The sequence below is a fragment of the Aquisphaera insulae genome, assembly GCF_011064615.1.
GTDB lineage: Bacteria > Planctomycetota > Planctomycetia > Isosphaerales > Isosphaeraceae > Aquisphaera > Aquisphaera insulae.
This window is the reverse complement of sequence record NZ_JAALJH010000042.1, coordinates 49,684-68,163: the sequence shown is the minus strand read 5'-3', so window position 1 is coordinate 68,163 and position 18,480 is coordinate 49,684. Positions and strand designations below refer to the sequence as shown.

Annotated in this window: 15 protein-coding genes; 8 read left to right on the top strand and 7 right to left on the bottom strand. The window is 70.4% G+C overall.

The window, feature by feature from the left end; all coding sequences use genetic code 11:
- Positions 1-139: 139 nt before the first annotated feature.
- Positions 140-1,348, top strand: a complete 1,209-nt coding sequence (locus tag G6O54_RS20960; protein WP_165227633.1) for a hypothetical protein — start codon at positions 140-142, stop codon at positions 1,346-1,348.
- A gap of 10 nt (positions 1,349-1,358) precedes the next feature.
- Here G6O54_RS20960 and G6O54_RS20955 read toward each other — a convergent pair whose 3' ends face one another.
- The 4 genes from G6O54_RS20955 to G6O54_RS20940 are packed head-to-tail and all read right to left on the bottom strand — an operon-like array spanning position 1,359 to position 6,121.
- The gene (locus G6O54_RS20955) at positions 1,359-1,823 is read right to left on the bottom strand and encodes a hypothetical protein (RefSeq protein WP_165227631.1); all 465 of its coding nucleotides are present in this window, start codon (positions 1,821-1,823) and stop codon (positions 1,359-1,361) included.
- Positions 1,820-3,211, bottom strand: coding sequence for a GTP-binding protein (locus tag G6O54_RS20950; protein ID WP_165227629.1), 1,392 nt, complete (start codon positions 3,209-3,211; stop codon positions 1,820-1,822). The genes G6O54_RS20955 and G6O54_RS20950 overlap by 4 nt, the downstream gene beginning before the upstream one ends.
- The gene (locus G6O54_RS20945) at positions 3,204-4,565 is read right to left on the bottom strand and encodes an amidase (RefSeq protein ID WP_165227627.1); all 1,362 of its coding nucleotides are present in this window, start codon (positions 4,563-4,565) and stop codon (positions 3,204-3,206) included. The genes G6O54_RS20950 and G6O54_RS20945 overlap by 8 nt, the downstream gene beginning before the upstream one ends.
- The gene (locus G6O54_RS20940) at positions 4,562-6,121 is read right to left on the bottom strand and encodes a YcjF family protein (protein ID WP_165227625.1); all 1,560 of its coding nucleotides are present in this window, start codon (positions 6,119-6,121) and stop codon (positions 4,562-4,564) included. The genes G6O54_RS20945 and G6O54_RS20940 overlap by 4 nt, the downstream gene beginning before the upstream one ends.
- Before the next feature lie 250 nt (positions 6,122-6,371).
- Between G6O54_RS20940 and G6O54_RS20935 the strand changes: the two genes are divergently transcribed.
- Both G6O54_RS20935 and G6O54_RS20930 read left to right on the top strand, forming a co-directional pair.
- On the top strand, positions 6,372-7,361 hold the full coding sequence (locus G6O54_RS20935; RefSeq protein WP_165227623.1) for a hypothetical protein: 990 nt from the start codon (positions 6,372-6,374) through the stop codon (positions 7,359-7,361).
- Positions 7,362-7,421: 60 nt separating this feature from the next.
- Positions 7,422-8,774 carry a GYF domain-containing protein gene (locus G6O54_RS20930; protein WP_165227621.1) on the top strand — a complete coding sequence of 451 codons (1,353 nt, stop codon included), beginning with the start codon at positions 7,422-7,424 and terminating at the stop codon, positions 8,772-8,774.
- A gap of 81 nt (positions 8,775-8,855) precedes the next feature.
- Here the strand turns inward: G6O54_RS20930 and G6O54_RS20925 are convergent, their stop codons facing one another.
- The gene (locus G6O54_RS20925; protein WP_165227619.1) at positions 8,856-11,228 is read right to left on the bottom strand and encodes a serine/threonine-protein kinase; all 2,373 of its coding nucleotides are present in this window, start codon (positions 11,226-11,228) and stop codon (positions 8,856-8,858) included.
- A gap of 53 nt (positions 11,229-11,281) precedes the next feature.
- A complete protein-coding gene (locus tag G6O54_RS20920; RefSeq protein ID WP_165227617.1) occupies positions 11,282-12,022 on the bottom strand; it encodes an RNA polymerase sigma factor in 741 nt (246 codons plus the stop codon).
- Between the two features lie 237 nt (positions 12,023-12,259).
- Here G6O54_RS20920 and G6O54_RS20915 point away from each other — a divergent pair, with 237 nt between their 5' ends.
- The 3 genes from G6O54_RS20915 to G6O54_RS20905 all read left to right on the top strand — a co-directional run bounded on the left by G6O54_RS20915 (position 12,260) and on the right by G6O54_RS20905 (position 15,009).
- The gene (locus G6O54_RS20915) at positions 12,260-13,423 is read left to right on the top strand and encodes a hypothetical protein (RefSeq protein ID WP_165227615.1); all 1,164 of its coding nucleotides are present in this window, start codon (positions 12,260-12,262) and stop codon (positions 13,421-13,423) included.
- A 200-nt stretch (positions 13,424-13,623) separates the two neighbouring features.
- Complete coding sequence (locus tag G6O54_RS20910; protein WP_165227613.1) at positions 13,624-13,845, top strand: hypothetical protein; 222 nt, start codon at positions 13,624-13,626, stop codon at positions 13,843-13,845.
- A gap of 129 nt (positions 13,846-13,974) precedes the next feature.
- A complete protein-coding gene (locus G6O54_RS20905; RefSeq protein ID WP_165227611.1) occupies positions 13,975-15,009 on the top strand; it encodes a DUF1559 domain-containing protein in 1,035 nt (344 codons plus the stop codon).
- A 201-nt stretch (positions 15,010-15,210) separates the two neighbouring features.
- Here the strand turns inward: G6O54_RS20905 and G6O54_RS20900 are convergent, their stop codons facing one another.
- Positions 15,211-16,101, bottom strand: a complete 891-nt coding sequence (locus G6O54_RS20900) for a hypothetical protein (protein ID WP_165227609.1) — start codon at positions 16,099-16,101, stop codon at positions 15,211-15,213.
- Positions 16,102-16,448: 347 nt separating this feature from the next.
- Between G6O54_RS20900 and G6O54_RS20895 the strand changes: the two genes are divergently transcribed.
- Complete coding sequence (locus G6O54_RS20895) at positions 16,449-17,036, top strand: hypothetical protein (RefSeq protein WP_165227607.1); 588 nt, start codon at positions 16,449-16,451, stop codon at positions 17,034-17,036.
- 236 nt (positions 17,037-17,272) lie between these two features.
- Positions 17,273-18,214 carry a polysaccharide biosynthesis/export family protein gene (locus tag G6O54_RS20890; protein ID WP_165227606.1) on the top strand — a complete coding sequence of 314 codons (942 nt, stop codon included), beginning with the start codon at positions 17,273-17,275 and terminating at the stop codon, positions 18,212-18,214.
- Positions 18,215-18,480 lie beyond the last annotated feature (266 nt).

The window sequence follows — 18,480 nt, the reverse complement described above, 5'->3', positions numbered from 1 at the left end:
CTACCCGGATGACGTCGCGGCCGGCGGATTTTTCCGCCGGCCGAGCAATACACCGCGGACACCTGTCATTGACAGGGCCGGGCCGGGTAACGTACAAATGTCGTGGGGAACCTTCAACCCTCGCCGAACGAGAACTTTCATGCGAACGCCCCTGCTAGTCTGCCCCTGCGGCATGAAGGTCAGGGTACCGGGTGCCGCCCCGGGGCGAGTGGGGCGCTGCCCGAGCTGCGGGGGCAGGCTCGAGGTGCCGCCGCAAGCAGACGGATGGAACCAGGCGGCTCTCGCGGGGGAGAGAGAAGACGACGACTCGTCGCAACAGGCTGGTTTCGGCTACGACCTCCAGCCGGCGGAAGTCCAGCCGCGACGGAAGAAGAAAGAGGCCGTCGCTCGCGATCGTCCCGCCGACCTGAACGAGGCGATGGTTGGACGTCGGGCGGGAGCCGCGGCCCTCGATCGCTCGCCGATCACGGACGGATTGCTGAGGCCACTCTCGGCCCCCGAGAGCTCGCTCTTCGCCGCCCTGCTCTACCCGCTCCGCTCGGCGGATCCGCTCGGCGTCGTGGCCGCGATCGGTGCCGCGGCCTGGATCCTGATCGTGCTCGTCGCGGAGTACTGCCTGACGATCATGGCCGATGCCGAGTCGCTGGGCGCCGGCCCCATGGGGATCCTCGTGAACCTGATCACGGTGACGCCGGCGATCTTCCTCCTCCCCTTCGCGGTGATCTACCTGCTGCAGTACCTCGGCCGGGTCATCGTCACCAGCGGCAAGGGGGAGACGGTGCCGCCGAAGACGCCCGACCGCAACTTCGATGGGTTCTTCGACGGGCTCAGCTACTGGTTCATCTGGCTGCTTTTCGGCGCCGTGCCGGCGCTCGCGCCCCTGGCCCTGACCGCGTCGGCGGGGGCCGGGGATGGCCCGACCGCGTACCTCCGCGTGGGCGTCCTGCTGACGGCCGGGGTCGCGTATGCGTCGATCGTCCTCATGCGGACCTTCCTGGACGACAGCCCGCTCGCCGGCAATCCGGCCGGCGTGATCGGTACGATCCTGGGCCACGGCCTGACCATCCTGCCCGCCATCTGCCGGGTCCTCGTCCTCTTCTTCGGGGTCTGCGGACTTTTCGGGATGTTGCTCGCGCTGCGGGGCCTGGCCTTCTGGGTTTACATCCCGGCCGCCCTCCCCTTCTGCATCGCCGTCGTCTGGGCGCTGGTGGTGGCGGCGAGGGTCCTCGGCCTCGGCTATTACCACCACAGGGACACGCTGAAGTGGCAGGCGCCGGCCCGCCGCCGACGCCGGGAGAGGGCCCGGATGCCCGAAGGCGACGCGCCCCTGGCCGGTGCGGACGTCTGAACGCCGGGCCTCACGGATGCGGAGCCTCGAGGATCCCGGTCGCGTCCTCCGCCTCGGCGACGACCTCGCCGCCAGGCCCGAGGACGCCGATCGGCCCGTCGAACCGCCAGCGTCCTCCCTCCCATCGGAAACGATACACAGGCCGGACCCGGCTGGTGCGCCTCGTCGGGCAGATCCAGACATCGGGGCCCTTCCGCCACGTCACGAAGTTCTTGTCGATCGCGCGAGGGAGCCCGACGATGCCCCCCTCGGGGCTCACCGCGAGGGCGTGGGTCGCGAGGTATCGCCCCGAGCAGAGGCCGCGGGCGACGGCCAGGCGCTCCTCATCGCCCAGGTCGGTGCGATTCCCGACCTGCACCAGGTCGGTGAAGGTGCGGAGGGCACCGCGGACGGCCCCCGTGGAGACGACCTCGTACGCGAGCCCCGCCGCGACCGCCAGCGAGGCCGCCAGCAACCATCGTGCTCGCACGCTCATTTGTTCTTGAGTCGATTCTTGAGGTCCTCGCGGAGCCGCTGGACGATCGAGTCCTTCTGGGCGTCGGCGAGGATCTGGTTGATCACGGTCTTGATCCCCTTCGGGCCCCACTGGCAGCCCTGGCGGAGGTACGTCCGGGCCCCCTGGCCGATCACGTACGAGGCCGAGGCGGCGGCGGCCCCCTGCGAGAGCCCGAGCGCCGTGTAGCCGAGCGCGGTGAGCGGGCCGGCCAGGCCCCCCGTCATCACGGTCAGGCCGGCCATGGCCGACTTGACGCCGCTGCGGACCAGCCGCAGGCCCACCTGGACGAGCCCGACCGCGCCAATCGCCACGGTCATGTCGCGGACGAGCTTCGCGGCCGAGGCCCTCGTCAGGGGGATCCCGTAGACGCGGCTGAGCGCGACGATCATGGCGACGTCCACCGCCACGCCGCCGGCCAGGTCCACCACCGGGATCGGGTTGATCCCCACCGCCAGCCCCTTGGCGATGGCGTAGTTCCAGATCAGCCGGTTGGCGGCCTCGTCGCGGATCCGGACCTTGCGGTTGACGATCTCCGCGTGGAGGTCGCCGGCCAGGAGCAGCGTGTTGAGGGCGACCAGGGCCTTCCCCTCGCGCTCGAGGACGTCCAGGATGCGGGCCTTGAGCGGCTCGATCGTCGGAGCGGGGCGTTCCCAGACGACCTTCGACGGGCCGTCGGCCTCGCGGACCTTGACCCGGACCGGGTCGGGTCGGGCCGCCGTCAGGACGATGTCCTCGGGGTGGATCAGGCCCTTGACCCGCTCGTCCTCGAGCTTGGCGTGGATCGACTCGCGGTCGGCCTCCGGGTAGCGGTCGATCTGGTTGAAGACCAGGATGATCGGCTTCTGGTGCGACCTCAGCTCGGAGAGGGCCTGGACCTCCCTCCGCTGCATGTCGCCGGAGACGACGAAGAGGAGCAGGTCCGCCGTCCGGGCCACCTCGCGGGCGATCGTCTCGCGGACCTCGCCGCCGATCTCGTCGATCCCCGGCGTGTCCACCAGCACGAGCCGCGCCTGGTCGAGGCCGGAGCCGCCGCGGGCGCCCTCTTCCCATCGCTGGGCGGAGCGGCTGGTCGTGGTCCCGTGGGTCGGGCCGACCTCGAAGACGTCCCGGCCCAGGAGGGCATTGAGGACCGAGGACTTCCCCCGGCTGACCATGCCGAACGCGGCGATCTCGATCGTGGTCTCGTCGAGCTTCTTCGTCAGCTCGCGGAGCCGGTTGATCTCCGGGGCGAGCGCCTTCTCCTCCTCGGGCGTGAGCCGCAGCTCGGCGAGCGTGGCCTCCAGGCTGTCGCGGGCGCGATCGACCTCGTCGGCCGGCGTGTCGACCGACTCGGTCTTCTGTTCCTCGATGTGCGCGGGCTCAGCCATTGGGGATATTCCTGGAACGTCGATGAGCCTGCTGATTCTTCCGCTCGCACCAGTCCGCCAGGTCCAGGAGTCCGAGATCGGTCCCCGGCTTCCCTATGAACTGGACGGCGAGGGGCAGTCCGCTCTCAGATCGACCGATCGGAAAGCTCACCGTCGGGAAGCCCAGTAAGCTCCACGGGGAATTGAACGCCGGATCGCCGGTCGTGGACGGATCGGGCGGAAACTCAGTCGTCGCCGGCGTGATCAGGGCGTCCACGGGCTCGTCGCCCTGGAAGAGATCCAGGAGCCGGGCAACGAACTCCGGGCGGGCGTGCCGGGCCGCCTCGACGTCCTCTGCCCGCACCTTCGCTCCTTCCTCGACCAGCGCGGCGATCCGCGGAGGATACGCTTCGGGGAGTATCGCATAGCGATCGCGATGCACTTCGTATGCCTCTGCCGCGAGGATCGTCCGATGGTTCCGGAGGATCGCACCGAAGAGGTCGGGCGGCTCCAGCTCAATCACTGAGGCTCCGCCCCAACCCTCGTACCAGTTCAGGAACCCACGCATTCCCCACCTCAAATCGGCGTGGGCGTGATCGTCGAAGAAGCCGGCCAGGCGACCGAGTCGCGGGCGTGGCTTCTCGGGTCTCAGACGAAGCCTGGAGTCGCTCACTCCCCGCTCCTCGGGCGAGCACATCGCCTCGAAGAGGATGCGAAGGCCCGCGGCATAGCCGGCGATGGGCCCGGGATGGTCGAGGCTCGGGGCGAGTGGGAGGATCCCGTCGACGGGGAGACAGCCATAGCTGGGTTTCATCCCCGCCACGCCGCAGAACGAGGCCGGCCTTGTGATCGATCCCCCGGTCTGGGTCCCGATCGCCCCCAAACACATGCCGCAGGCCACGGCGGCGGCCGAGCCGCTCGAGGAGCCGCCGGGCGTGTGCGCCAGGTTCCACGGATTGCGGGTCGGCGGGGGATCGATCCAGGCGAAGGGTGTCGTCACGGTCTTTCCCAGGATCACGGCCCCCGCCTCGCGGAGCCGGGCGACGATCCGGGCGTCGGCCGGGGCGGGGCGGTCGGAGGGTCGGAGCGAGCCGCATCCGGTGGGCAGGCCGCGAACATCGATGATGTCCTTGACCCCGAGCGGGATGCCGTGCAGCGGGCCGAGGTCCCGGCCGGCCCGCAGCTCCTCGTCGAGCTCACGCGCCCGGGCGAGCGCCCCGTCGCGATCGACGACGACCCAGGCGCGGATCGTCTCGTCCTTCTCGTCGATCCGATCGAGGCAGCGCTGGACGACCTCCTCGCAGGAGGTCCCCCCGTCGCGGATGGCTCGACCGGTCCCGCGGATGCCGTCGTCCTCGTCCTGATACAGGTTCATCGCGGTCCCTTCCCGCCCGTCGGCAGCACCTTCTGGATGACCCGCTGGACCACCTGCGAGGCGAAGTCCTGGAGGAACTCCGCGCGGCTCGTCTGCTGGAACTGGCGGAGGACCACGCCGTTGATCCCCTCCGGCCCCCACATCCGCCCCCGGCGGAAATAGTCGTGGAACGACCGGCCGGCGACGCGGGCCAGATAAGCCATGGTCGCCGCCTGGATCGCGCCGCCGGCCGCGAAGCCGACGAAGGAACGCTTGAAGATCCCGGCGATCAGCGACGTCGCGGTCTCGATCAGGCCGAGCTTGAGGACGGCCTGGGCCATCTGCCCGGCGAGGCTGCGGATCTGCGGCATGGAGAGCTCCATCCCGTAGACCCGGCCGAGCTCCGCGATCATGTCGAGCTGGACCGCGCCCCCCGCCAGGATGTCGAGCGCCGGCACCGGGTTGGCGAAGACGGTGCCGGCGGTGATCCACTGGTGGCGCTCGATCACGGCCTCCGCCAAACGCTCCCGCTCGCGGTCGATCTGCGCCTGGGCCTCCTGCTCCAGGACCCGGCCGCGGACCAGCAGGTTGGTGGCGTGGAGCAGCTTGCCCTCGCGGCGGAGGACCTCGGCGATCCGCTGCCGGAGCGGCTCGATGTCCGGAAGCTCCGGCTCGAGCACGGTGTCGAACCCTCCGTCCGGGCGCCCGACGCGGACGGGGATCGGCCGCGGATCGGCCGCCACGGCGACGATGTCGGCCGGCTCGACGACGCCCCCCAGCCGCTGGCGGAGCCGATCCAGGATCGCGGCGAGGTCGTCGTCCGGGAATCGGTCCTTCTTGTTGAGGACGACGATCGACCGCTTCCCCAGCCGGGCCAGCTCGATCAGGGGTGCGTACTCGCTGCGGATCAGGTCGTGATCGACGACGAACAGGAGCAGGTCGGCCCGGACGGCCAGCCCCCGCGCCAGGGCCTCGCGCTCCTTGCCCTCGTTGCCCGCCTCGGACATCCCGGGCGTGTCGGTCAGTCGCACGACGGCCTCGACGGACTTCAGCTCATAGGTCCGCGTCTCGCCGGCCTTCGTCGTCCCCATGACCGCGCCGGTCTCGCCGACCTTCCGTCCCATCAGGGCGTTGATCAGCGAGGTCTTGCCCGCGGAGACGGTGCCGAAGATGACGACCTCCAGCGTGCTGACCTCCGGATCGCGGCCCGCCTCGATCCGTCCCAGCTCCCGGCCCAGCTCGGCCCGCCGCGCCGGGTCGCGAACTCGGTCGACGAATTCTCCCGCGCGGCGGGCCTGTCGGGCGGCGGCCGCGGCCAGGGCGTCGGGCACCGGTGCGGGCCCCGCGTCCTCCGTCGTCCGGCTCGCCTCGTGCCGCCGCCGGATCAGGATGGTCGCCCCGAGTCCAACCGTGAGCAGCAGGCCGACCACGGCATACGCGAACGGCGGGATGCTCCCGGCGTGAGGGACTGCGACGAGCCCCAACTGGCCGAGGATCGGCAGGACCACGCAGACCGCGAACACGAGAGCGAGCGCCGCGGCCGCCGGTATGTCTCTCGCTCCGGAGGGAAATCTCATCCCGCTGGTCGCTCCCCTGATGCTCGATTTCCACGATCGGCCGACGAGATGTCCGCCGCGGGTCCATTTTGATGATTCTTGTCTTGAGGGAGGCTGGTGACCAGGCCCCAGGCGTTCGGAGGGCCCGATCCGCGGATCCCGCCGCGTCCGAAGGTCGTCCTTCCGGCGCCGTCGTGTCGGACCGTTTCCCGCAACCATTCACGACCATCCCCACCGGGGGAGGCACCTCTCCACCGAGCGGAGGCATGCGATGACCCGATCCTTCCTGAAGGCAAGTCTGCTGGTCGCCTCGATCGCGACGGCCACGAGCAACGCTTCGGCCCAGTACGAGGTCCTGTTCCCCGGATCGACCGTGGGAGGGGACGAGAGCCGCGGGGCGGGCTTCCTCTTCATGGGACTCGGCCAGTACAACCTGAACACGGCACTCGCGCATTCGGTGTGGACCGACACGATCCTCAGGCAGGAGTGGGCGATCGAGGCCAACGCGCAGTATCATGCCCGGGCCTACGCCCGCCAGAAGCAGCAGAAGGCCCTGAGCACGAGCCGTTCCCTCGCCGAGATCCAGGCTCGCCAGCTCTCGCGGCCGGAGCCCTCGGACATCTACCGCGGCGATGCCCTCAATGCCGTCGTCCGGGAGATTGCCGACCTCACCCGGATGTCCCCGTCCTTGCTCCGAGCGACCAAGGTCCCGGTCCCCGGCGGGAGCGTGGACCGGGCCCCCTGGCTCCTGGCCCAGGATGGCGTGGTCATCTCCACCACCCGCCTCACCAACCGGAAGGAGTGGCCCGTCCTCCTCCGCGAACCGGCCTTCGACCGGGCGTTCGACGCCTACCACAAGGCCATCGACGCCGCGATGGAAGCCGCCGCGCGGGGCACGCTCGGCGCGGGCGACATCGATTCGGTCGATCGGGCGCTCGACGGGCTGCGAACGCGGATTTCCGACCTGACCCCATCCAGCCACCCAGAGTCGGTCCGCGACGCCAGGACGTTCCTGGACGGCCTGGTCAGCTCGGCGAGATTCCTCCATGCCGTGCGCTCCGGGAAGCTGCTGGCGGAGCTCGAGGGCTACGGCGGGACCACCGCGGGGGACCTGGTCGAGTTCGTGACGAGGTCTCGGCTCCAGTTCGCTCCCGCGACCACGCCTCAGGAGCGCGACCTCTACGCGATGCTACACCCGTTGCTGGTCCGCCAGCGCGATCTCCTTCGAGCCGACGGAAACACCAGCGTCACCGCGAACTGAACGCCCGATGGTCCGGAACGGCCGAGCTTCTCCTTCACGCCGATCTCGAGGAGTGGACCGATGAGCGACCTGTGGCATCATGGCCGGCAGACGAAGGCGGAACAGCCGGTCACCTTTTCGGAGCTCCGCCGGCTCGTCCGGAAAGGCCGCCTCGAAGGAGGCGACCTCGTCCGCAAGCAGGGGGATCCGCAATGGGTCGCGGCTTCGACGATCCCCGGCCTCGATGCCCGCCGCCGGCCCCGATGGTACTACACGCACTGGAACAAGAGCCTTGGCCCGGTGACGGGCACCCAGCTCCGGCAGCTCGCGGCGGCCGGGATGCTCGAGCCGACCGACCTCGTCTGGCGCGAGGGCTTCGACCGATGGAAGCGGGCCCGGAGGCTCGCGGGACTGTTCCCCGAGGCCGGTGCCGACCCGACCGGGAGCTCGACCGCGAAACGACGGGAACCGCGTCCTCCCGCGGGGACCGGGCCCTCGTCCAACGGACGCGATCCGCGGGCTCGCACCCGCGAGGTGAATCAGCCGTCGCCCCCCGCGACCGCCGCTCTTCCCCGGGGGAATCGTCACCGCCTGGCCGCCTCGACGGGTCTCCTGATCATCCTCATGGTCATCGCCAGCATGGCATTCCGCCCGGGCGAACGAGCCGTCGCCCCCACGCCCGACGCGGCGAGTGCCTCCCCCGCGAGCGGCCCCGAGCCGGAGACCGCCCCCGGCCCGGCTCCGGCAAGCGCCGTCGCCGATCGGGAGCCCCTTGCCGCCACTCCGGTGATCGACAGCCCGCCGGCGACGGCCACCCCGACCGAAGACGTCGGCCCGCAGCCCGGCCCCTGCCCGGCGGTCGCCGTCCGCCGCCCGATCCTGCCCGCATCGCCGTTCCTCGACCGCATCAAGGCCGCGGCCGGGCCGCTCATCGAGGGCCGCGAGCGGACGGGCCCGAATGTCCGATTCGAGGTCCTCGACTCCGACGAGCTCGACGTGTTCTCCCTCCAGGACGGGACCATCTGCGTGAGCCGCGCGGTGTTTCAGCTCGTCTCCGATGACGTCGAGCTCGCCTGGCTCCTCGGCCATGAAATGGCCCACGCCGAGCTGCGACATGGCCCCACGGATCCGACGGCCGGGCACGCCCCGTCCGCCGACCAGGAACACGCCGCCGACGAGTGGGCCACGCGACGGCTCCTGGGCCTCGGCCACACGCGGCGTCAGTGCCTCGCGTTCCTCCGTCGCTACCGGAGCTACCTCCAGACGACATCCGCCGCGAAGCCGGGCCACGTCGCCGGATCGGGGACCGTGGATCGCCACTGGAACGACCGCCCCACGCCTTCGGAGCGAATCAGCCGGCTCGAGTCACTCCGCCCCCAGCTCGAACCGCCGACCACGGCGTCGCGCGGCGAGGGCCGCACGGCACCATACTAGATCGATCGTCAATGTACCGTCATGCTCAATAGTTGATTCATGTAACGGCACCGGACTTCTCGTCGCGGACGATGCGCGTGGTCAGTCCCCTGGTGGCGGTGGCGGCCCGCCGGGTGGTGGCGGCGGCCCGCCGGGCGGCGAGATGGGCCGTGGATACCGGTCCGCCTCGTCCGTACGGCCGGCGGCCCGGAGGGCCCCGGAGAGGGAGTGCATGGCCAGCTCGCTGCGAGGGCTGATCGCCTGCGCCACGGAGTAGTAGCGGATGGCTTCGTCGTGCCGGCCCGACTTCGCCAGCAATCCGGCGAGATCCACGTTGAGCCAGAAGTTGTCGGGATGGACGCGTTGAGCGCGGCTCAGGAGATCGATCGCGAGTGGCCGGTTGCGATGGACCGCGAGTGCCCAGGCAAGCCGCGTCACGCTGGCTTCCGGGAGCCGCTCGGGGTCGGCCGTCGCGGCCAATCGGCGGAGGGCCTCGACGGCCTGGCCGCGGTCGGCCGCCGTCTCGGAGAGGGTGTCCCGGAGCTGGTTCCGCCAGGGGTCCGGGTCGACCGCCTTGGCGATGGCGACGAGCCGCGCGGCCCCTTCCGGCCCGCGGCCGCGGAGATGCCTGCGGAGGAACGTCCACTGGTCCAGCGCGTTGGCCAGCTCGATCGCCAGCGGACTCTTCGCCAGCCTGGCGCCGGCCGCCGCCGGGTCTTCCCCGTCGATGTCGATCCCGAAGTCCCGGAACGCGGCGAGGTATTCCGACTCTGCCCGATCGAGACGAAAGTGGACGGCGATATCGGCGTGGATCCGCGCCAGGCGTTCGACCATCCGGAGATCGCGGGCTTCCGCCAGCGCCCGGTCGCGGTCGCGGGACGCGGCCGCCGACAGCTCCATGACCTGGCGCCTCAGCACGGGGCGGACGTCCGGCCCCCCGGCCGCCGATTCCGCCTGCTCGACCGCCCGCGCCACCTGCGCCCAGAGCGCGAGGTCGGGGCCGGGGGACGATCGGGCGCGGCTGAGCAACGTCGAGGCCTCGTAGGCCGCGGCGACGACCGCACGCGAGGCCGCATCGATCCGCCGCGACCGCTCGCGGGCCATCCAGGCCGCCCCACCCAGGGTCAGCGCCGCGACGGCGACCAGCGAGGCCGCCAGGCCGACGGTCAGCATCCGCCGCTTCCGCTCCTCGGCGGCGCGCAGCTCGGCCCTGGCCTTGGCGAGCTCCGCGGCCCGCAACCTCTCCTGCGTTCCGGCGAGGTGGGCCGTCAGCCTCGCCGCGACCACGCCGGCGTCCCTGGGCCGATGCTGCGGCTCCGCGGACAGGCAGGACCTCGCAATGGCAACCAGGCCGCCCTCGGCCCCGCAGGCGTCCAGCCGGCCCAGGCATTCGGAGAGGTCCCCGCGCTCGGCCCTCTCGTGCAGGTCGTCTCCCGCCGGGCCCGTGTGGGGGGGCTCGCCGGTGAGGATCTCGCAGAGGATCGCCCCCAGCCCGAAGACGTCCGCCCGCTCGTCGAGGCTCTCGAGGTCGCCGCGCGCCTGCTCCGGGGCCATGTAGGCGGCCGTCCCCAGCACCGAGCCGGCCCGCGACGCGTCGGCCTCGAACCCGCTCCGCCCGGTCCGGATCGGGGGCGGATCCTCGGCCCCCGGACGCATCCGGCCGCCGTCCGGCGAGCCCTCCCGGCCCAGCACCTTGGCGAGCCCCCAGTCCATCACCTGGACCTCGCCGAAGTTCCCCACCATGATGTTGGAGGGCTTGAGGTCGCGATGGATCACGCCGCTGCTGTGGGCGTAGGCCATCGTCTGGCAGACCTGGTCGAAGGTCGCGAGCAGCCGCGGCAGGTCGTCCGTCGGATCCGCCCGCCCTCGGAGCATCTCCGCCAGCGTGCGGCCCCGGACCAGCTTCATGGCGATGTAGAGCCGCGAGTCCGGGAGCCGGCCCAGCTCGTAGACCGGGATGATGCCGGGATGCTGGAGCTGGCCCCCGATCTGGGCCTCCTCGACGAACCGGCTCACGACCTCCGGCCGCTCGGCGAGCTCCTCCCGCAGGACCTTCACCGCGACGTCCCGCCCGAGGTCCACGTCCCGCCCCCGGATCACCACCCCCATCCCGCCCCGGGCCAGCTCCTCGAAGAGCTGATAGCGGGCGGTGCCTGGGGCGAGCGGACCGACCGTCGCCACCCCGTTCTCTCCCCCCGGCCCTTCGCCCGTCGTGCCGTGGCGGAGATCGATCCGCGAGATCTTGCCCACGGTCGTGCCCGAGGCCCCCGGGGCCCGACGCACTCGCGCCGAGGGGGCTCGACGATCCGGGGCCCCCCGCGCGAGCTTCCGCCCGCCCCCCGACCTTCGATCGTCCCGGTCGATCCCCGGGCCGAGGGAGAGGCCCAGCCGCAGCAGGCAAGCCGGGCAAGCCCCCACCGGATCGCTCGGAGGCCGGACGACTCCGCACCGCGGGCAGACGAGTGGATCGCTCATGTTCGGTGGTTCGCCCATCGCGTCTCGGGCTCGAGGCCCGTCCCGATCCGGGTTCACGATCCCAGGGACGCGAAGAGGTCCCGGATCTCGTCGTCCACGTCGGCGGGGTCGTTGAGGGTGGAGGCGATCTCGCGGCGGAGGAGCTCGCCGTAGCGGCGGCGGAGGCGGTGGGCGGCGACCCGGGCGGCCCCCTCGGTGGTCCCCAGCCGGGCGGCGATGGCCGCGTGGGGGAGGTCCTCGGGACCGTGATCCAGGCCGATCCTCAGGATCTCGAAGGTCGCGGCCTTGCCGGCCTCGTCGTACTCGCGGCGGAGCCGATCCAGGACGCGGCTCAGGAGCTCGAGCGCCCAGCTCCGGTCGAAGATCCGGTCCGGAGTGACCTCGTGGGCGAGCTCGCGTTCATACCGCCCCTCGGCGTGCGCCGCGTCGATCGAGACGGCGACCCGCCCGCCCCCGCGCTTGCGGGCGGTCTCGCGGTCGTGGCGATTTGCCAGGTAGTGGGCGCAGACCGTCCGGAGGAAGGACCGGAAACGGCCGCGGGACGGATCCGCCTCCGCCAGGGTCCCGCGTTCGAGGAGCCGCGCGAAGAAGTCCTGCGTCAGGTCGCGCGCCGACTCGGGGCCGTGGCCCCGGCGCCGGATGTACGCATAGAGGGGATACCAGTACGCCCGGCAGATCGCGGCGAGCGGCTCGCGACTGCGAGACTCGCGGGGATCGGCGGCCGCGATCACGCGGCTCCAGTGGGTCGACGGGAAGCTCGCCGGAGTTTCCGGCTCCGATAGCGTCTGGAACATGACGGACCGAGCCCTGGATGGTCCCCGGCTGGGATGGGCGTCGCGGTTGACTCTATGCTCTCAAGCGTCATCGCAACGGGCTTGGGCCCATCGACCGCGGATTTACTACGAAATCCTACGGAGTGCGCGTAACGTCTCGCCGATTTCGCTTGAACTTCCTGTTGGAGACGGCTCGGACCGTCGCGGTTGACACCCGCGTTCGACGGCATTTGATCGATTCCTTGACGAGGTCCCGCCATGCTGGGCAAGATTCTCGTGATCGCGGTCCGAGTGACCGCCCTGGCCGCCATGTTCGGCGCGGGCGTGGCCATCCTCGTGTCTCCCCCCACGTCCGAGCCGCGGTGGCGTCATGCCACCGCCGTGCCGCCCGCCATGATCCTGCCCAGGTCCCTCACCGACCGGGCCGGCATCGAGCCGCAGGTGCTGCACCCGGATACGCCACGCGTCGAGCCGTTGGCACCGATGCTCCCGGGGGGGATCTCCCTCGACCTGGCTAGCTTCTCCCCCTGGGAGGACCGGGGACGGCGCCAGATCGTGGGGGTCGCATGGTCCCGCGGCGGCCTCGACGCGTCCGGCCCGGAGATGATCCGGATGGTGCTGCCCGATGGCCAGATCCTCGATCGGATCCCGCTCCTCGGCGATCCGCTCCCCAACGACGCCCCGTGCTGGCTGCCGGGGAACCGGGCCAGGGTCGTCTATCCGGGGGCCGACGGGCGGGTCTATGGCCTCGATTTCGAGGCGGGATGGGCCGGCGGGAGCTCGGACCAGCCGTCCGGGATCCGGCCTCGCGAGCTGCCCTGGCAGCCCTCGCCGATCGCCGACGCGACACCCTTCGTGGGCGACCTGTCCTGGGATGAGGACGACCCATCGGGCCGCCGCATGCTCGCCTCGGTCCAGTTCAGGGGCGGGGGGGCCGGGATCCCCACGGACTGGCAGCTCTGGTGGCTGGAGCTGGACCGCGGCACGACCAGGATCGTCGCGGCCGGACGTCTCCTGGACGCGGAGGAGACCGGGCTCATGGTCCGTCGGCGACATCCCCGGATCTTCCGCGGCGGGGACGGCAGCCCGAGGCTGGCCTACGTCGCCACCCGGATGCGGGAGATGACCAACGAGCTGAGGGTGGCGACGCTCCACGTGGCCGCCGGCTCCGCCATCCCCCGCGCCAGCGAAGCCGAGGCGAAGGTCGTGGCCAGCGGCATCCTCCTCGCCCCCCCGGCGATCGCCCCGGATCGGCGTTCCGTCGCGGTCCTGCGCGCGGCGGGGCGATCCGTGGAGGCGGTGCGCGTGCCGGCCGGGTGGGACATCGCCCGGTGCGCGAGCGTCCCTGACGTGCACAGCCCTCGCGAGCCGGTCCCATCCGCACCTACCGCCCAGACCCGAGGGCCGAGTACCACTTTCTGAAACCGAATGGGAAATCCGTCCAAGGACATCTCGGAAAGCGCTTGTTTCTCCAGCCAGGCCCGCTTAGATTCGCTGGCATCGGGTCTCGGTCGCGTCGAAGTGCCACCAACGTTCGGGGCCTTTAGGGTCAAGTGGCCTTCCGCTTCTGCAGAAAAATGCGACGTTGCAGCCGGCTCTGGTTCGGCTCACCGGAGGACATCATGAAGGGTTTGCGTCTGGTCTTGGCGGGTGTGGTGGGCTTCGTCGTCTCGTTCGGCACGGCCGCCACGTTCAGCGGCTGCGGTGGCGATAACCAGAACGGCACTCAGGTCAAGGAGAGCGCCGAATCCAAGCAGGAGAACACGCGTACCAGCGACGCGATGAAGGAGGCCATGCAGAAGCAATTCGGCCCGAAGGGGGCCACCAAGGCCAAGTCCCATTAGTCGGACGGACTCAGCGCTCTGCGCGAGGCGTCCAAGCGGCGGTGAGCCCGATCGGCACGAGCCGCCGTCGCTCAGCTTTCGTCATCATTTCCACTTCGTCCCGGTCGTTCGTCGTCGGAGGGTCGTTTCATGAGATTGCGCGGTCATCGAGGCTTTACCCTGATCGAGCTGCTCGTCGTCATCGCGATCATCGCGGTCCTGATCGCCCTGCTCCTGCCCGCGGTCCAGTCCGCCCGCGAGGCGGCCCGGCGGGCCCAGTGCATCAATAACCTGAAGCAGCTCGGCCTGGCGATGCACAATTATCACAGCGCCATCGGCACGTTCCCGCTGATGAACTCCATCGCCTATTCGGACGTGAACGTGACCACGGAATGGGGGACCTGGAGCGCCCAGGCCTTCTTGCTCCCTTACATGGAGCAGACCCCCATCTACAATACGATCAACTACAGTTGGACGAGCTGGTACGGGCTGAACTACCAGTATCCCAATCCGATCAATTCGACGGCCTGGAATACGAAGGTCAACTCGTTCCTCTGCCCGTCGGACTACATGGCCGGCAGCAATAACATCAACAGCTACCTGGGCTGCTACGGCACGACCACGGATTGCTGGAACTCCGACAGCATGGGCGTCTTCGCCCACAAGAACGCCTACAGCCTGGCCGCGATCCAGGACGGCTCTTCGAACACCATGGCCTTCAGCGAGTCGCTCGTCGGGGCCAACTCGGGCACGATCAAGTACCGGAGCGGCCCGGCCCTGAACATCAGCCCGACCCGATATCTCGACGCGACCCAGGACGCGAACTCGATCTCGGTCATCACGGGCTACATGCAGCAGTGCCAGCAGGCGTTCGCCACCAACCAGTACATCTCGAACAACAAGGGCTATCGCTGGGCCCCGGGCTCGCCCGGCCTCACGTTCTTCAACTCGCTCATCCCGCCCAACTCGAAGCAGTACCAGTACACGGGCTGCCGCCTCGACTGCCAGGGCTGCGGGATGGACTTCGGCGACTTCCTGAACGTCTCCAGCAACCATCCCGGCGGCGTCAACGCGCTGATGGCGGATGGCAGCGTCAAGTTCATCAAGGACTCGATCCAGCAGACGACCTGGTGGGCGCTCGGCACCAAGGACAAGGGCGAGGTCCTCTCGGCGGACAGCTACTGAGCCGGCCACGGCCGCCGACGGCCCGCTCTCGCGGGCCGTCGACGGCCATCGACACATCCAGGATCCCCGGGCCGAGCAACTCGCGGCCCAGGGCCGGGGCGAGCCGCCTGATCCACCGGCCATGCCGATGATCAGGGAGCCCGCCCCCGTCGTTTGCATCCGCGTCGGCGGCGCCGGTGACGACCGATCTCCGCGGGGCGATCACCGCCTCAGCAGGTTCCAACCGCCGTTGAACAGGGCGCTCAGGCGGCCCCGGCGAGGGGCCGCCGGTGCAGGCTGCGCGGCGACCGGGGCCGATGCTCCCGGACCTCCAAGGACCGCCCCGTCGCCGGCCTGGCCGACCTCCTCGACCTCGGGCAGGGTGACATCGGCAGACTCCAGCAGCGGACCGCGACTCGCCACCCGGGCGGGCAGGGCCTCCACGTCCCGATCACCCCTGGTTGAGCGACTGGCCCTGGGCGCCTCCGGGACGCCCAGCTCCGGCGCCCTCGGCGTCGCCGGGCCGGCCGCGGGGGGCTTGGCCGCCGGGGGCTTGTCGGCCGGCGTTTCGAAGGGCGAATTCACCGTGCCCGGCGTGGGCCGTGGGGTCGTCGGGGCCGCGGGCGGGGTGTTCACGGTGCCCGGCGTGGGCGTCCGAGCCGGCGCCGACGTCGACGGCCGGCGCGGGGCCGTCGACCCCTCGGCCGGGTCCATCTCGAACGGTGACTTGGTGTCCGTCGGCGGCTCCGGGACCGCCGGCTTGTCACCCGCATCGGGCGCCTCCCGGTCGGGCTTGTCCCCCTCCGCCGGGGGCTCCGAGACGGCCGCGAGCGGATGCTGCTGGAACTCCGCCGCGGCATTCGGCGTCTCCGGCCCCGCCAGGTTCCACCCCTGCGGGAACGGCTTCCACTGGGTCGGATAGTAGCCGTAGTACTGGTTCCTGTAGGTCCCGTAGATCGGATCCTCGTTCGGGCAGGCCACGCGCTGCCGCTTGATCGGATGCAGCGGGAAGAGCCCCCCCTGCTGGGCGTTCGCCAGCCCCGTCATGCCCGCGAACACCGCCAGCGCGGCCACGACCCGCCGGGTCCTTCGCTCCAATGTTCTCGTCAGCATTCCTTGCCTCATCCGTTCGGGTGACTCGATTCGCATGCCGCTCCCCGAGCGCGTGCCTCAGCACCTCGGGTTCCTGGAAATCTCGATCGGGTGCCGCGATTCAGAGGCTACAGAGAATCTGGATAAGCAAGGAGAAATCCGAGTTTTGCGCAATCGAGGCTTATCGGGGTTGAGCGGGAAATTCCGATCCCGATCGAAACACGGAGGGTATCGAGAGAAAGGATCAAAGCGGGGAGATGGCATTCCGATCTAGTCAAGGAGTCGCAGGGACACGCCTGCGCTGTCCCCCACTCCGCCGCCTGTGGGGTTCCGCGACGGAGGCTGCAAGCGGTCAGGGAGTCATGACGATGATCGAATGCCGGAATTTCTCGCGCCGGGTGGCGCTCCTGGTCCTGGTCGCGGCGTCCGGAGCCTGGTCGCCGACGGCCCGGGCCCAGGCGACGGCGGGGAGCAATACGGGACTCGGCCTGGCCCCGCTGCCGTTCAATTCGGGCGGCGGCAACTCGCCGGCGATGGGGATCATCCCGATGGGGACGACGGGGACCGGCTCCGCCACGGCGGGGTCGCGCGCCTCCGATCCGCTCGGGATCGGTTACGTCTATGGCGGCGCGGCGATGCCGATGACCAGGGAGCAGACGGGCCTGTACATGCTCTCGGCCTCGCAGCGGATGCTCGGCGTGGGCAACGGCCAGCTCAGCGGAGTTCGGCCGGGCGGGCCGGCGGGCCAGGCGAGCAAGGCCGGGCGGACGCGGACCCTCCGGGCTCCCGAAGGGGATGAGGATCCGAAGGCCGCATCGACCCACCGGCGGGATGCGAACGTCCCCGGGGGGCTGGCGGCGGCCTATTTCAACCGGCCGACCGGGCCGGCGGCCAGGGCCAACAAGCCGCAACGATTCAACCGCCCGCTCCGCTATTTCCCCCAACGCGGGCAATAATAGCGCGTCGGGCCTTTTCGATTCGAGAGACCGGGCGATTGTGCCGATTGTAAGTCGTGTCAAGACCGGCCTCGCATCGACGGGGCGGCATCTCGGGTGTCGGACGGGAATTCGAGGGTTCAAGGGATCGCCTCGGCGGCGAGCCGAGCCGGCCGCGATGGATCGCGGCGGTTGCGATGGTCCGAAGCTTCCGGGGGCCAGCTCGGCCGGTCTCGGAGTGCCGGGAGGAGTGGTGCATGGGACGCACAGAGAATATTCGCCGTGCCGGCTTGCTGCTCGTGCTCGTCGCATGCGTCGCGAGCGGCTGCCAGACCGTGAAGACGCCCGAGGAGAAGATCGCCAACAGCAATATCCCCAGCGAGTTCAAGAAGGTCACGATGCCGGAGTACGTCATCGAGCCCCCGGACATCGTCCTCGTCGAGGTGCTCGAGGCGGCCCCCGGCCGGCCGATCTCGGGCGAGCGGCTGGTCCGCCCCGACGGCAAGATCTCGCTCGGTTGGTACGGCGAGGTGTACGTCGCCGGCCTCACCATCAGCGAGGCCAAGGAGAAGATCATCTTCCACCTCCGGAAGTTCCTCCACGACGAGACCCTGGGCCTGTACGAGGAGGAGGAGGACGCCGACGGCTACCCCCACGTCAAGATGGACAAGGACGGCAAGCCGATGCACATCAACCCCAGGGATAGCGATCGCGTCTTCGTCGACGTCACGGCCTACAACAGCAAGAACTATTACGTCCTCGGCGACGTGGCCGCCCCCGGTCGCCTGCCGATCACCGGCAACGAGACGGTGCTCGACGCCCTCGAGTTCGCCGGCGGGCTGCTCCCGACCGCGGCCCCCCAGAACGTCCGCCTGGTCCGCCCCGCGCCCCCCGGAGCCTGCTGCGAGCAGACGCTCCCGGTCAACCTGGCGGCCATCATGAGCGGCGGCGATTCCACCACCAACTACCAGCTCATGCCCGGCGATCGCCTGGTCGTCTACCGCGACCCGATCGTCCGCACCACGGTCTTCCTCGATCGCCTCGCCGCCCCGTTCCAGACCGTCCTGAACGCGATGCTCCAGTACTCCTTCACGGCCCGCTCGGTCGAGTTCCTCTCGCTGGGCGTCCGCGGAACGACCGGGACCGGGACCGCGGCCACGACGACTCCGACCCTGGCCAACCAGCCCGGGGCGCGATGACCTCGCCCGAGGTCCCCGCCGGGGCCGATCTTCCGGCCTGAACCCGAGAATGCCCGGGCCGATCCCGCCAGCCACCCTGGCCCGGATCGGCCCGGGGCTTTTCCATTCCGAAGCCTCAGCTCAGGGCTTGGTGGTCGAGCCGTCACGGCGTCCGCGAGGCGGAGCCGACGCCCGGCGGCGTGATCCTGAATGAAGAGGACTCTGTCCCCGCTCCCTGGAATCTTCGAGGCATGACCCCAGGCTCATCGATCGTCGCCGGCCGTCCA

What these genes read in the sequence shown, in the direction of transcription:
- G6O54_RS20960 (WP_165227633.1), top strand. Translation starts at nt 140, where the DNA reads ATGCGAACGCCCCTGCTAGTCTGCCCCTGCGGCATGAAGGTCAGGGTA.
- G6O54_RS20955 (WP_165227631.1), bottom strand. Translation starts at nt 1,823, where the DNA reads ATGAGCGTGCGAGCACGATGGTTGCTGGCGGCCTCGCTGGCGGTCGCG.
- G6O54_RS20950 (WP_165227629.1), bottom strand. Translation starts at nt 3,211, where the DNA reads ATGGCTGAGCCCGCGCACATCGAGGAACAGAAGACCGAGTCGGTCGAC.
- G6O54_RS20945 (WP_165227627.1), bottom strand. Translation starts at nt 4,565, where the DNA reads ATGAACCTGTATCAGGACGAGGACGACGGCATCCGCGGGACCGGTCGA.
- G6O54_RS20940 (WP_165227625.1), bottom strand. Translation starts at nt 6,121, where the DNA reads ATGAGATTTCCCTCCGGAGCGAGAGACATACCGGCGGCCGCGGCGCTC.
- G6O54_RS20935 (WP_165227623.1), top strand. Translation starts at nt 6,372, where the DNA reads ATGACCCGATCCTTCCTGAAGGCAAGTCTGCTGGTCGCCTCGATCGCG.
- G6O54_RS20930 (WP_165227621.1), top strand. Translation starts at nt 7,422, where the DNA reads ATGAGCGACCTGTGGCATCATGGCCGGCAGACGAAGGCGGAACAGCCG.
- G6O54_RS20925 (WP_165227619.1), bottom strand. Translation starts at nt 11,228, where the DNA reads ATGAGCGATCCACTCGTCTGCCCGCGGTGCGGAGTCGTCCGGCCTCCG.
- G6O54_RS20920 (WP_165227617.1), bottom strand. Translation starts at nt 12,022, where the DNA reads ATGTTCCAGACGCTATCGGAGCCGGAAACTCCGGCGAGCTTCCCGTCG.
- G6O54_RS20915 (WP_165227615.1), top strand. Translation starts at nt 12,260, where the DNA reads ATGCTGGGCAAGATTCTCGTGATCGCGGTCCGAGTGACCGCCCTGGCC.
- G6O54_RS20910 (WP_165227613.1), top strand. Translation starts at nt 13,624, where the DNA reads ATGAAGGGTTTGCGTCTGGTCTTGGCGGGTGTGGTGGGCTTCGTCGTC.
- G6O54_RS20905 (WP_165227611.1), top strand. Translation starts at nt 13,975, where the DNA reads ATGAGATTGCGCGGTCATCGAGGCTTTACCCTGATCGAGCTGCTCGTC.
- G6O54_RS20900 (WP_165227609.1), bottom strand. Translation starts at nt 16,101, where the DNA reads ATGCTGACGAGAACATTGGAGCGAAGGACCCGGCGGGTCGTGGCCGCG.
- G6O54_RS20895 (WP_165227607.1), top strand. Translation starts at nt 16,449, where the DNA reads ATGATCGAATGCCGGAATTTCTCGCGCCGGGTGGCGCTCCTGGTCCTG.
- G6O54_RS20890 (WP_165227606.1), top strand. Translation starts at nt 17,273, where the DNA reads ATGGGACGCACAGAGAATATTCGCCGTGCCGGCTTGCTGCTCGTGCTC.